Origin of the sequence: Rhizobium sp. NPDC092011, assembly GCF_044756305.1 — a bacterium.
Lineage (GTDB): Bacteria > Pseudomonadota > Alphaproteobacteria > Rhizobiales > Rhizobiaceae > Rhizobium.
Map to the genome: position 1 here is coordinate 328,414 of NZ_JBIVSO010000004.1, position 12,994 is coordinate 341,407.

Annotated in this window: 10 protein-coding genes; 6 read left to right on the forward strand and 4 right to left on the reverse strand. The window is 60.5% G+C overall.

The window, feature by feature from the left end; all coding sequences use genetic code 11:
- Positions 1-49: 49 nt before the first annotated feature.
- Entirely contained in the window at positions 50-3,208 is a 3,159-nt protein-coding gene (locus ACIQJ2_RS19880; RefSeq protein WP_400674490.1) for an efflux RND transporter permease subunit, read from the reverse strand.
- Positions 3,208-4,377, reverse strand: coding sequence for an efflux RND transporter periplasmic adaptor subunit (locus ACIQJ2_RS19885; protein WP_400674487.1), 1,170 nt, complete (start codon positions 4,375-4,377; stop codon positions 3,208-3,210). Before ACIQJ2_RS19885 ends, ACIQJ2_RS19880 begins: the two co-directional genes overlap by 1 nt.
- A 197-nt stretch (positions 4,378-4,574) precedes the next feature.
- Between ACIQJ2_RS19885 and ACIQJ2_RS19890 the strand changes: the two genes are divergently transcribed.
- Positions 4,575-5,201 carry a TetR family transcriptional regulator gene (locus ACIQJ2_RS19890; protein ID WP_199151494.1) on the forward strand — a complete coding sequence of 209 codons (627 nt, stop codon included), beginning with the start codon at positions 4,575-4,577 and terminating at the stop codon, positions 5,199-5,201.
- Here the strand turns inward: ACIQJ2_RS19890 and ACIQJ2_RS19895 are convergent.
- Entirely contained in the window at positions 5,198-5,668 is a 471-nt protein-coding gene (locus tag ACIQJ2_RS19895; RefSeq protein ID WP_199151495.1) for an Lrp/AsnC family transcriptional regulator, read from the reverse strand. The genes ACIQJ2_RS19890 and ACIQJ2_RS19895 overlap by 4 nt on opposite strands.
- Positions 5,669-5,816: 148 nt before the next feature.
- On the opposite strand from ACIQJ2_RS19895, the gene ACIQJ2_RS19900 reads away from it, so the two are divergent.
- The 5 genes from ACIQJ2_RS19900 (at position 5,817) to ACIQJ2_RS19920 (ending at position 11,820) form a co-directional block, all read left to right on the forward strand.
- On the forward strand, positions 5,817-6,566 hold the full coding sequence (locus tag ACIQJ2_RS19900) for a tryptophan 2,3-dioxygenase family protein (protein WP_400674484.1): 750 nt from the start codon (positions 5,817-5,819) through the stop codon (positions 6,564-6,566).
- A 508-nt stretch (positions 6,567-7,074) separates the two neighbouring features.
- Positions 7,075-8,433, forward strand: coding sequence for an Nramp family divalent metal transporter (locus ACIQJ2_RS19905; protein WP_400674482.1), 1,359 nt, complete (start codon positions 7,075-7,077; stop codon positions 8,431-8,433).
- A gap of 132 nt (positions 8,434-8,565) precedes the next feature.
- On the forward strand, positions 8,566-10,401 hold the full coding sequence (locus tag ACIQJ2_RS19910) for a M23 family metallopeptidase (protein WP_400674479.1): 1,836 nt from the start codon (positions 8,566-8,568) through the stop codon (positions 10,399-10,401).
- 280 nt (positions 10,402-10,681) lie between these two features.
- Complete coding sequence (locus ACIQJ2_RS19915; RefSeq protein WP_400674478.1) at positions 10,682-11,299, forward strand: TetR/AcrR family transcriptional regulator; 618 nt, start codon at positions 10,682-10,684, stop codon at positions 11,297-11,299.
- A gap of 143 nt (positions 11,300-11,442) precedes the next feature.
- The gene (locus tag ACIQJ2_RS19920) at positions 11,443-11,820 is read left to right on the forward strand and encodes a DUF427 domain-containing protein (protein ID WP_400674475.1); all 378 of its coding nucleotides are present in this window, start codon (positions 11,443-11,445) and stop codon (positions 11,818-11,820) included.
- Between the two features lie 96 nt (positions 11,821-11,916).
- Here ACIQJ2_RS19920 and ACIQJ2_RS19925 read toward each other — a convergent pair whose 3' ends face one another.
- The gene (locus ACIQJ2_RS19925; RefSeq protein WP_199151463.1) at positions 11,917-12,987 is read right to left on the reverse strand and encodes a sn-glycerol-3-phosphate ABC transporter ATP-binding protein UgpC; all 1,071 of its coding nucleotides are present in this window, start codon (positions 12,985-12,987) and stop codon (positions 11,917-11,919) included.
- Positions 12,988-12,994: the final 7 nt, after the last annotated feature.

Sequence of the window (12,994 nt, forward strand, 5' to 3'; positions counted from 1 at the left end):
CTGTTTTCATCTCAATTCGGCGCAAGACGCTCGCACCGGATAGGAAACCCTACTCCGCCGCTTGCGCATGCGGGCGTTGCTCGATTGCTTCGTCCTCGTCATCCTCGTCCGGCTTCGGCTGTTTCCAGGCGATGAGGCGATAGAACATCGGGATGAAGAAGGTGGCGATGAAGGTCGCCGCCAGCATCCCGCCGATGACGCCGGTGCCGATGGCATGGCGGCTCGCAGAACCCGCACCGCTGCTGATGGCAAGCGGCACGACGCCGAGGATGAAGGCGAGCGAGGTCATGACGATCGGGCGGAAGCGCAAGCGCGCCGCCTCGAGTGCCGCCTCGGCCGCACCCATGCCTTCCTTGCGTTTCAGCACTGCGAACTCGACGATCAGGATGGCGTTCTTCGCCGCCAGGCCGATCAGCGTCACCATGCCGATCTGGAAGTAGACGTCGTTGGTGAGCCCGCGCAGATAGGTCGCAAGCAGCGCACCGAACAGCGCGAAGGGGATCGCGGTGATGACGGCGAGCGGCAGGCTCCACTTTTCATACTGGGCGGCCAGGATCAGGAACACCATGATGATGCCGAAGATCATCGCCTGCGTGCCCGCGCCGCTGGTCTCCAGTTCCTGATAGGCGGAGCCTGTCCAGGCGATCTGGAATCCCTCAGGCAGGCTCTCCGCCGCCACCTGCTGCATGGCCTTGATCGCATCGCCGGACGTATAGCCGGGTGCCGGGTTGCCGGTGATCTTGGCGGCATTGAAGGCGTTGTAGCGTTCGAGCTGGTCCGGGCCGATGACGCGCGACACCTTGATGAGCGTGTCGAGCGGGATCATCTTGCCGCTGTCGGAGCGCACGAAGACCTGACGAAGATCCTCGGGCGATTCGCGGAACGGTGCCTCCGACTGCAGGTTGACCTGATAGTTGCGGCCGTAGAGCGTGAAGTCGTTCACGTAGAGGCTGCCGAAGGTCGCCTGCATGGCGTCGAAGACCAAATTGATCGGCACGCCGAGCGCCTTGGCCTTCTCTCGGTCCAGATCGGCGCGGAACTGCGGAACGTTGGTGTCGAGCGTCGTGCGGACACCCGCAAGCTCCGGACGCTTGGAGGCGGCCGCGACCAGCTTCTGTGCCTGATCTGAAAGCCCTGCCACGCCCTTGCCGCTGCGATCCTGCAGATAGACTTCGAAACCGCCCGTCGTCGACAGACCCATGATCGGCGGCGGATTGAAGGCAAGCACCATGGCATCCTTGATGCCCATATTGGCGCCGATGATCGGACCTGCGAGATTGCGGGCATCGAGTTCCGGCGTCTTGCGCTCGCTCCAGTCCTTCAGCGTCACGAAGGCGACGCCGGCGCTGGTCTTCAGACCGCCCGACAGAAGATCGAAGCCCGAAACTGCAAAGACGTTTTCGACGCCCGGCAGCTTCTTGGTATTGACCAGAGCCTCGTCCATGACAGCCTGCGTGCGCGTGAGCGAAGCAGCCGGCGGCAGGATGGCGATCTGGAACAAGGCGCCCTGGTCTTCATCCGGCACCAACGATCCCGGAAGCGTGTAGAAGAGATAGCCGGTCACGCCGAGCAGGCCGGCAACCAGCACGCAGCCGACGATGACGCGCTTCAGGAAGAAGGCGACACCGGCCGCATAGCCCGCCGTCAACCGGTCGAAAGCTCGGTTGAAGATACGGAACGGCAGGATCGGCTCGTGATGGCCGGGCTTCAGGATCAGCGCGCAGAGTGCTGGCGTCAGCGTCAGCGCCACGATACCGGACAGGGTGACCGAGATCGCGATGGTGACGGCGAACTGCTTGTACATCTGGCCCGCCAGCCCGCCCATGAAGGAGACCGGGATGAACACGGCGCAAAGGACGAGCACGATAGCGATGACCGGGCCGGTCACTTCGCCCATCGCCTTGATGGCAGCCTTTTTCGGCGACAGCTTCTCCGTCGCCATCAGGCGCTCGACGTTTTCGAGCACGACGATGGCGTCGTCCACCACGATACCGATCGCCAGCACCAGGCCGAACAGCGTCAGAAGGTTGATCGAGAAGCCGAGCAGATACATGCCGGCGAAGGTGCCGACGATCGAGATCGGCACCGCGATGATCGGGATCAGCGTCGCCCGCCAGTTCTGGAGGAAGACGAAGACAACGATGACGACGAGAAGGATCGCCTCGATGAAGGTGTGCACCACCTCCTCGATCGACACCTGGATGAACTTCGTCGTGTCGTAGGGAACCTCGTAGGCAACGCCGTGCGGGAACGACTTCTGCAGCTCGTCGAGGCGCGACTTGAGCGCAGCCATCGTGTTCAAAGCATTGGCGCCCGGCTGCAGGTAGACGGCGATCGGAACCGCCGGCGTGCCGTTGAGACTGCTCTGTACCGAATAGCTCTTGGTGCCGAGTTCGATACGCGCCACGTCCTTCAGCCGGAGCGTTGCGGCATTGGCCGTCGAGCGAAGGATGATTTCGCCGAAAGCGTCGACATCGGGCAGGCGTCCCTGCGTCGTCACGGTATAGGTGAAGGCCTGCGGATTGTTGCTGGGCTGATCGCCGAAGCGGCCGGCCGCAAACTGGGAGTTCTGCTCCCGGATCGCAGTCGCGACGTCGCTCGGTGTCAGATTGTATTGCGCCAGCTTGTCCGGCCGCAGCCAGATGCGCATCGAGTAATCGACATCGCCAAGCAGGTTGACGTCGCCGATGCCGGGAATGCGCTTGAGGTCGTCGATGACGTTCAGAAGTGCATAGTTACCGACAAAGGTACGGTCATAGCGGCTGTCGGTCGAGTACATCGCCACGAAGCCGAGGATCGACGTCGAACGCTTGGTCACGACGACGCCCAATCGCGTCACGTCCTGCGGCAGCGTCGAGACGGCGCGCTGGACACGGTTGTTGACGTTGATCGCAGCCTGGTCCGGATCCGTGCCGAGCGCGAAGGTCACGGTGATCTGCATCGCTCCGCTGTTGGAGTTCGTCGACTGCATGTAGAGCATGTTTTCGACGCCGTTGATCTGCTGCTCCAGCGGAGCGGCAACGGTCTGCGCTACCGTCTCGGCGCTGGCGCCGGGATAGGTTGCTGTTACAACCACCTGCGGCGGCGTCAGCTCGGGATATTGGGCGATCGGCAGGATACGCAGGCAGACAGCGCCCGCAAGCAGGATGACGATCGAGATCACCGCCGCGAAAACCGGGCGGTCGATAAAGAATCGGTTGCCTAACATCAGTTCTGCACCACCTTTTTCGCGTCCTTAGGCGTTGCGTCCGCCGTCGCCTGCACCGGTGCGCCGGGGCGTACCTTGATGATGCCTTCGGTGATCAGCTTGTCGCCGGCCTTAAGGCCGGACAGCACCAGCCAGGTATCGCCGATCTTCTGGCCGAGCGTCACAGGATTGATGTGTGCCTTGCCTTCCTGGTCGATCGTATAGACGAACTGGCCCTGCGGGCTCTGCATCAATGCCACTTCCGGGATGGTGATGGCGTTGTCGAGCGACACGCCCGTCACCCGCGCACGAACGAACTGGCCGGGCAACAGCCGGCGGGTGGGATTGTCGACCACGGCTCGAGCCTGCAGCGTCCCCGTCGACACGTCGATCGTGGAGGAGGTGAAGTCGACGACACCGTCATGATCATAGGTGGTGCCGTCACCGAAGGAGATCTTGACGCCCAGATTCGGCGCCTCGCCCTTGGCCTTCTTCATGTCGATCAGCCGGCGCACTTCCGCCGCCTCGGCATCCGAGAAGGAGAAGTTGACGTAGACCGGGTCGAGCTGCGTGATGCTGGTGAGCAGGCCGCTATCGCCCGTAGTCCCGATCAGGCTGCCTTCGGAAACCTGCTCGAGGCTGGTAATGCCACCAACCGGCGCTGTCACTTGCGTATAGTCGAGATTGAGCTGTGCCGTCTGAACCTGCGCCTGCGCGGCGGCAACCGATGCTTCCGCGAGCTGGCGCGTCGAAATCGCGTCGTCGCGGGCCTTCTGCGTCGCGGCATTCTGTCCAAAGAGATTGATGTTGCGCTTTTCCTCGCGCTGCGCCTGCTCAAGCTGTGCTTGCGCCTGCTGGAGCTGCGCCTTGGCCTGGGCGAGCGCTGCCTGGTAGGATGCCGGGTCGATCAGGAACAGCACGTCGCCGGCCTTCACCTCGGCGCCTTCGACAAAGTTCCTTTTCAAAAGGATACCGCCGACGCGAGCGCGCACGTCGACTTGCCTAAAGGCGGAGATGCGCGCAGCATATTCGTAGGAGAGCGCCACGGTCTGAGGCTTGAGATCGATAGCCGTCACCTGCGGCGGCGGCATCTGTCCGGCCTGCTGCGCGAGGGAGGGAGATACGCAGAAAAAGAGGAGCCCGGCGGCAACGAGACCGTTGCGCAGAAGGGAGGATTTATACGTCGTCATGGAAAAATCACCGTGAGATTCGACATTTTTATTGCGTCGCAACATACAAACATTCATGAATGATTGTAAATAACAAATCGACATGGTTTTTATGACTCATATCGGGAACCACATGTGGGTTTCGGATATTGAGATATAAAATCAAACATATGAGTGAGACGACAGCCCCTCGTCTCGCGGAAACTTCGAGGAGGAGCATGCGCAGAACCAAGGAAGATGCGGCCAAGACAAGAGACGAAGTTCTCGCCGCGGCCGCCGATATTTTCTATGAAAACGGCGTCAGCGGCTCCAGTCTCGAAAAGATCGCCCAGCGCGCCGGCGTAACGCGCGGCGCGATTTATTGGCATTTCAAGGACAAGGCCGAGGTTCTGACGGCTCTGCATAGCGAAATCCGCCTGCCGCAGGAAACCATCGTCGACTATGCGATAGAGCATGGCCATGACGACCCGCTCGGACTGATCGAGCAGGGCACAGTCCAGGTTCTGCAGAATCTTGCCAAGGACGAACATCTGCAGCAGGTCTTCGCCATCATGATTCTCGGGTGCGAATTCACCAAGCATCGCTCTGACGCCGCGCAGAGAATCGTGACCGCCAATCAGCAGATGTTCGGCAAGCTGCAGCGGCTGATCGAGATGGCCGACCAGCAAAAGACGCTGACGCCGCTATGGACCCCCGATGCCGCCGCCCGCGCTATTCAGTGTTCCATGAACGGTCTGCTTGCCGAATGGCTTCGGTCGAGCAAATCCTTCTCTTTGGTCGATATAGGCGAGCGGCTGATCCACAGCCTGGTCGGCTCCATGCGGCTGAAAGGCCATAGCAGCTAGCCGCCAGCATGCCTCCTGGCTTCGGCCAGCGAGATGTCCGACTTGATCTCCCGCGTCGACATCGACGTTACGGTGTGACGTACGCCGGGAAGTCTGTTGAGTTCCTGTCGCAGCAGTCGATCGAGCGCTGCCATGTCGGTGGCCAGGATATGCAGGAGATAATCCGCCTCGCCCGTCGTCGCGTGGCAGCGCCAGATGAGCGGATGGCGACGCACGGCGGCCTCGAAGACATCGAAGCGCTCGACATCGATCGACACCTGCACGAAAGCCTCGAGGCCGAAGCCGAGCCGCGACGGATCGAGAAGCGCCCTGTACCCCCGAATTACACCCGCCTCCTCCAACGCCTTCACCCGCTTCCAGCACGGCGTCTTGCTGAGCCCCACGAGATCGGCAAGCGCCGCAAACGAGATGCGGGCATCGGCCTCCAGCGCGGCAATGATCTTGTGATCGAGCGCATCCAGCTCCATCGTTCTCTCCCTTCACTTTAGAGGAGCCAATCGTACTCCTATTCCGCAATTATGAATGACAAATAGGAACAATGTTCAAGGCAAATTGCTTATTCTTGGAAAAGGCAAACATGCTTGTCGGCCAAAGGCCGGAACAAAGGGAACGAAGATGCAGAAGCAAGACTATTACGCCCGCATCGAGGCGCCTGACATGCTCGACTACGGCGTCTATCTGCAATGCGACAAACTCCTCGCCTGTCAGAAGCCGTTGAACGGCATGGTCAACGGCGACGAGCTGCAATTCCAGATCGTTCATCAGGTGGAAGAACTCTGGATGAAGCTGATGGCCTATTCGCTGGTCGACGTCATCGGCTTCATGGAAGAGCGCAACACCCATCGCGTCGTGACGCTGATGGGCCGCGTGCACAAGATCATGCGCATGATGACCACCCAGCTCGATCTTCTCGAAACCATGTCGCCGAAGGAATATCAGCAGATCCGCCTGCAGCTCGGCAATGGCAGCGGCCAGGAATCGCCCGGCTTCAAGTTTCTGCTGCGCATGCCGCCCGATCTCTGGCACGCCTTCAAGGCGAATTATCTCGATGCGCCCGGCCTGACGATAAAAGATATCTATGACGGCAAGTACGATCATGGCGACAGCTATGTGGTCGCCGAAGCGCTGGTGGAATATGACGAACTGTTTCAGAAATTCCGCGCCAACCACATGTATCTGATCCAGCGCTCCATCGGGCTCGGCTCGAAATCCCTGAAGGGACGCCCGGTCGAGCTGCTGCAGGCAGGCGCCCGCCACCGCTTCTTCCCCGAGCTCTGGGATATTCGCCACGAAATGACCGACAGTTGGGGCAGCCAATACGGCGTGGTGCGCGATTCCATTTCCAAGCATGACGCCGCCGAATAGACGCTGATCGAATATCGCCTTCCGTTGCCTCTTGCGAGGCAACGGAGAGCGCTCATACAGAATAGCAGGCCGACCGTTGGCGTCCGCACGAAAGTGCGATGACAAATCATCCCGGTATCGGCTTTTCCGGCCGGATCTATCGCCACTGCCGGGCATCCCTCTTCCCCTGAGCATTCCAGCACCATCCTCTCCCTGACCGCATGCCGCGTGCGGGGTTGTCCTAGAGCATGTCGCGCAAAAGTGTGCAGCGGTTTTGCGACTACGACATGCGGGAAATCAAAGAGCTAAAGCGCATGAAGCGAATCTTAGAGATCGCGACGCGCTTTAGTCTGCCCATGTCTCCCTCAGAATGAGCGGTGAACGCGATCGCCCGCGCTGCCGGGAATGGCGTCAGTGATGCAATCTCCATTTGCAAAAAGCTAGAACCAAGAAATATAGCATATTGCATAAATCTATTATTGTGCGTAGTTCTTTAGCCAATTCACACCACGATTCTCCCGGAGACGTCATGACACCAATTCAGGAAGCCGCTGCGCAGGAACGCGCGTGGAAATTTGCCAGTGCAGGGGACAGCGTTCGCCCCAGCCTTCCCGAGGTTAACTCCACAATAAAAGTGCCGCATGGCGGCAGCTGGATCCGGCGCCTGCTTGCCTTCATCGGACCGGGCTACATGATCTCCGTCGGCTACATGGATCCCGGCAACTGGGCGACGGACCTCGCGGGCGGCGCGCAGTTCGGCTACACGCTCCTTGCCGTCATCATGCTGTCCAATCTGATGGCGATCCTGCTGCAGGCGCTGTCGGCTAGGCTCGGCATCGTCACCGGCCGCGATCTCGCCCAGGCCTGCCGCGATCACTACCCACGACCGGTCAATCTGGCTCTCTGGTTTGTCTGCGAACTCGCCATCATCGCCTGCGATCTCGCCGAAGTCATCGGCACCGCCATCGCCTTGCAGCTACTCTTCGGAATTCCGCTGATCGGCGGCGCGCTGATCACCGCGCTCGATACGTTCCTGCTGCTGCTTCTGATGAACAAGGGCTTCCGTTATCTCGAAGCCTTCGTGATCGCGCTGCTCATCGTCATCGCCACCTGCTTTGCCGTGCAGATCGCCGCCGCCGCACCGCCGATTGCCGCCGTTCTCGACGGCTTCATCCCTTCTCCCGAGATCGTCACCAATCCCGCGATGCTCTACATCGCCATGGGCATCATCGGCGCGACCGTCATGCCGCATAATCTCTACCTGCATTCCTCGATCGTGCAGACCCGCGCCTACAAGCGCAATGACGAAGGCCGCCGTGACGCCATCAAATGGGCAACCCTCGACAGCACCATCGCACTGATGCTGGCCCTGTTCGTCAATGCGGCGATCCTGATCGTCGCAGCCGCCGCCTTCCACAAAACAGGCCATTCGGACGTTGCCGAAATCGACCAGGCATACGAGCTGCTCTCGCCGCTGCTCGGCCTCGGCATCGCCTCCACCCTCTTTGCGGTCGCTCTGCTCGCATCGGGCCTCAATTCGACCGTGACCGCCACGCTTGCCGGCCAGATCGTCATGGAAGGCTTCCTTCGTCTGCGCATCCCGCACTGGGCAAGACGACTTTTGACCCGCGGCCTTGCAATTATTCCGGTTGTATTCGTGACTGCAATTTATGGTGAAAAAGGCACCGCCAACTTGCTTGTGCTCAGCCAGGTCATCCTGTCCATGCAGCTGCCCTTCGCGGTCATTCCGCTGGTCCAATTCGTGACGAATCGCGACAAAATGGGCAGTTTCGTCGTCTCCAGGGGTGTCGCGATCCTCTCCTGGCTGGTCGCGGCAATCATCCTCGCGCTGAACTTCAAGCTGCTCTACGACACCATCTTCAGTTGACGAATCATCTTGAACGCGCGAATCTGGACTTGTGGACGATCACGGCAATTAACAGACTCGTAATATTTGCCTAGATTTCGCCATGATTTGCCCTAGTTTGGGCCCACCGCAATCTGCAGGGTTCCTCACTTCATGGCCGAAAGTCCATTGCGCGTTCAATTTCCTGCAGAGGCTGCGATCCAGGCGCGGCCGCATCATGATTTTCATATTCCTTTTTTGCCCCGCTCGGCGCATCTGCGCCACCTGATCGCCATCGGGTTGGCCGGAACCGCGTCTTTCGGCCTGCTGGCCACCGTGCTTTATCCGCTATTGGCGCGTCACGAGATCGAGCAGGCTGTACCCGTGCGCACGGCCATGCTGACGCCGCAGCAGCCTGCCATGCCAAAGAGCACCCGACTGGCCGCCAAGCAGCGCTTCGACGGCGCGCGCTTCGCGCAGGTCGCTGAAAAGGTTTCCAGCGGCGAAACCCGCATTTTCACCTATCACCGCACCACCCTGGTGTTTAAGTCCGGCGAAACCGCAAACACTCATGCCAGCGCCAGCGCCATCAATGCTTCCTATGGCCGGCAGCACCCTCGGGAAGTCGCCTTCGCTCCGACATCGCTGTCGGATATGCGTAACGGCATCTATCCGCAAACCACGCATTACGACGCGGTGCGCCGCTCGCGCTTCCCGGTTCGCGGCGTGCCGCTGAACGTCAGCGTCTCGCGGGCGACGACCGGAGAACCCGGCCGCGAATTCCGCCGGCTCGTCTCCATGCCGAAGGACAAGCAGGACCTTCAGGATATTCTGGCATCTGCCGGTTTGAGCAACGATGCCGGCGACGAGCTGCAGCGCGCGCTCGAAACCGATACGGTTTCCCCGGGCGACAGCCTGGAACTGCTGCTGGAGAAAAAAGGCCCCGGCGCTCGACCGAAGCTGGTCATGGCCCGCCTGAGCGGCGACAAGACGCCGGAACGGGTCGTTGCTCGCGACGACGCGGACAGTTTCGTGCCAATGGCCAACGACCGGCTGTTCTCAACGCTTTACAGTGAGAGCCAGGCTGACACGCCGGCCTCTTCGGACGTTGCCGCAGTCGACCTCAAGAATATCGACGATAGCGATGAAGCAACCGTCGCCGCCAAGCTCGAAAGGGCGGGACTGACCAAGGAATGCGCGTCACAACTGGTCAAGCTCGCCAAAGCCAAGGGCGTTTCCCTTACCAGCATCGAAGACGCGCCCGACAGCGTCGATCTGCTCTTCCGTAAGGCGGAAGATGGCAAGAGCGAGCTGATGTTCATCGAATTCCATGCCGATGGCGATACGCACCGCTTCTATCTGCATAGGAACGGTGGCGAAGGCCCTTCGGAATTCTACGACGAAGGGGGTCATTCGGTCGCCAAGTCGCTGGTACATCGCCCCGTGCCCAACGGTACGCTCGGCGATGGCTTTGCCTGGCGCGTCCACCCTATTCTCGGCGTGAAGAAGTTCCACAACGGCGTCGATTTCCGCGCGCCGATGGGCAGCCCGATCCAGGCCGCCGGCGATGGTGTCGTCGAAAAGATCTCCTGGGAAACCGGCTACGGCAAATACGTCCGCATTCGCCACGACGGCGGCTACGAGACGACCTATGCCCATATCTCTGCAACGCCGTCTGATCTGCGCGTCGGTCAGCGCGTCACCCAGGGACAGGTCATCGCCTATGTTGGCTCGACCGGCTATTCCACCGGCCCGCATCTCTATTACGAGCTGCGCGTCAACGGCCGCTATGAAAACCCGCTGACGGCACAATTGCCGGCAGGCACCAACCTGACGGGCAAGTCGCTCGACAGCTTGCGCTCGCAGGTCAGCCACGTCGAAAACATCATGAGCTATCTCGATGTTCCGGCAGCGCGCAACGCCCCGTCGCAGCCCTTTGCCGCCTTCGGACAGGGACCGAACCTGGGACCGAGTTTCGGACCGAACCACTTCGGCGCACCATCCCCATAATCCGCCAGAAAGCCTGCATCGCGCATCCAGGAGTCCCCGGTGATGAAGGCGGCGATGGCGCCCTGATGCCGAATGCGATAACACTCTTCCTCTAGAGCATGTCGCGCAAAAGTGTGCAGCGGTTTTGCGGCCACGACATGCGTGAAATCAAAGAGCTAAAGCGCGTGAAGCGAATCTTAGAGATCGCGACGCGCTTTAGATGCCACGAAGAAAGTCTCCGCGAACCCTCGTGCGGCAGGCTCTCGCGGCGTGGTCGTACGGAGTTCGCAAGGAGTTGAGGTTGGCGCGCAAGCCGTTGCCGGAACAGAAGGAAACGATGCCGAACGAAAACCGGCCTCTGCGTGCCGATGCGCGCCGCAATCGCGACAAGCTGATCGAGGTCGCGGCACTGGTCTTTGCCAGCCACGGCACCGCCGCATCTCTCGAGGATATAGCCCGGCAGGCCGATGTCGGGATCGGCACGCTCTATCGCCATTTTCCCAGCCGGGAGCATCTGGTCGAAGCCGTCTATCGCCATGAGGTGGAGGCGCTTTGCGATGCCGCCCAGGAACTCGCCACGCGGCTAGCACCCGATCAGGCCCTGGAGGAATGGATGCATCGCTTCGTCGGATATATCGCCACGAAACGTGGTATGGCCGACAGTCTCCGCATCCTGCTCAACAGCAACTCCAAGCTCTTTGCCGAAAGCAACGGCAGGGTGCCGGTGGCGCTCTCCGGCTTGATCGCAGGGGCGGTCGACGCGGGTACGATCCGCCCCGACGTTGACGGCACCGATGTGCTGCATGCTCTCTCAGGCACCTATTCCATGCCCCATTCGCCCGAATGGCACGATCGCTCCCGCCGTCTCGTCGGGCTGCTGATGGACGGGCTGCGCTCGCGGGCGCCTAAGGCGCAATGACAATAGAGCCCTGATAATCGCCGACGCGCTTCCTATATCCTCCTAGAGCATCAGGCTTTCCGAAAATCGAAGCCGATTTTCGGAAAGCCTGATGCGTAGATTCAAACAGAAGAGGTGTCCGCCTCTTATCCCAGGAGCCCCTCATGTCGGAAAAGCCAGTCAAGATCCCCGGTCCCGATCATCCCATCACGATAGAGGAAAAACATGCGCATGTCACGGTTTCCGTCGCCGGCAAGGTGATTGCCGACACGCATGAGGCGCTCTCGCTGAAGGAGGCGTCCTACCCGGCGGTCATCTATATTCCGCGCAAGGACGTCGACATGTCGTTGCTGCAAAAGACCAGCCACGAAACCTATTGCCCCTACAAGGGCGAATGCTCCTACTACAGCATCCCCGCCGGCGGCGAGCGCTCCGTGAACGCCATCTGGACCTACGAGAACCCCTATCCTTCGGTCGGTCAGATCAAGGACTACATGGCTTTCTATCCCGATCGCGTCGATTCCATCGACATCGTTACCTAAAGCATTTACGTTTTCTTTGAATCGCGAAAACGCTCTATCTCTTTGTTTTTACGCATTCCAAACGGAAAACCGCTGCGCACTTTTCCTGGAAATGCTCTAAAGCGCCAGACCACTTGAGGCGTCGAAGACATAGACCTGCTCAGGACTGACGGAGACGTTCAGCGGCTGGCCGTAGCGCACCGGCGCTTCGCCATCGACCACGGCCGTCACCTGATCGCCGGCAAGGTCGAATAGCACATGCGTCTGCGCGCCGGTTGGCTCCACCAGCAGGGTCTGGCCTGACAGCGGCGAACCGCCGCTGGCAAGGCTCAGATGCTCGGGCCTGAGACCGACCTTCACACTCTGCCCTGCCTTCACCTTGCGTTCCCCAGCAATACGGATCGGTGTGCTATCCTTCAGCCGCACGGCTGGCGAGCCATCGATCCCATCCACCACACCATCGAGGAAGTTCATCGCCGGCGAACCGATGAAGCCGGCCACGAAGAGATTGGCCGGCTTGCGATAGAGCTCGATCGGCGTGCCCTGCTGCTCGATGCGGCCCTGGTTCAGCACCACGATGCGGTCGGCCAGTGTCATGGCTTCGATCTGGTCATGGGTCACATAGATCGAGGTGGTCTGCACCTTCTGATGCAGCGCCTTGATTTCGGAACGCATCTGCACGCGCAGCTTCGCATCGAGATTGGAGAGCGGCTCGTCGAACAGGAAAACGGCGGGATTGCGCACGATAGCGCGCCCCATGGCGACACGCTGGCGCTGGCCGCCGGAAAGCTGCGCCGGCTTGCGGTCGAGCAGCTTGGTGAGATCGAGCATGCGCGCAGCTTCGTTGACCCGCTGCTCGATGGACTGCTTCGTCTCGCCCGATAGCTTCAGGTTGAAGCCCATGTTCTCGGCAACCGTCATGTGCGGATACAGCGCATAAGACTGGAAGACCATGGCGATGTTGCGCTCGCGCGGCGTCATGGCGTTGACCACCTGTCCGCCGATCGACACATCGCCATCGGTGATTTCCTCGAGACCGGCGATCATCCGCAGCAACGTCGATTTTCCGCAGCCCGAAGGACCAACCAGAGCGATGAACTCGCCATCATCGATCGAAAGCGAGATATCGTGGATGACGGTCAGCGCGCCATAGGCCTTGTGGATGTTGTGCAGTTCGACGGATGCCATGCTTTTT

What these genes read in the sequence shown, in the direction of transcription:
- ACIQJ2_RS19890 (WP_199151494.1), top strand. Translation starts at nt 4,575, where the DNA reads ATGCGCAGAACCAAGGAAGATGCGGCCAAGACAAGAGACGAAGTTCTC.
- ACIQJ2_RS19880 (WP_400674490.1), bottom strand. Translation starts at nt 3,208, where the DNA reads ATGTTAGGCAACCGATTCTTTATCGACCGCCCGGTTTTCGCGGCGGTG.
- ACIQJ2_RS19910 (WP_400674479.1), top strand. Translation starts at nt 8,566, where the DNA reads ATGGCCGAAAGTCCATTGCGCGTTCAATTTCCTGCAGAGGCTGCGATC.
- ACIQJ2_RS19885 (WP_400674487.1), bottom strand. Translation starts at nt 4,377, where the DNA reads ATGACGACGTATAAATCCTCCCTTCTGCGCAACGGTCTCGTTGCCGCC.
- ACIQJ2_RS19920 (WP_400674475.1), top strand. Translation starts at nt 11,443, where the DNA reads ATGTCGGAAAAGCCAGTCAAGATCCCCGGTCCCGATCATCCCATCACG.
- ACIQJ2_RS19905 (WP_400674482.1), top strand. Translation starts at nt 7,075, where the DNA reads ATGACACCAATTCAGGAAGCCGCTGCGCAGGAACGCGCGTGGAAATTT.
- ACIQJ2_RS19925 (WP_199151463.1), bottom strand. Translation starts at nt 12,987, where the DNA reads ATGGCATCCGTCGAACTGCACAACATCCACAAGGCCTATGGCGCGCTG.
- ACIQJ2_RS19895 (WP_199151495.1), bottom strand. Translation starts at nt 5,668, where the DNA reads ATGGAGCTGGATGCGCTCGATCACAAGATCATTGCCGCGCTGGAGGCC.
- ACIQJ2_RS19900 (WP_400674484.1), top strand. Translation starts at nt 5,817, where the DNA reads ATGCAGAAGCAAGACTATTACGCCCGCATCGAGGCGCCTGACATGCTC.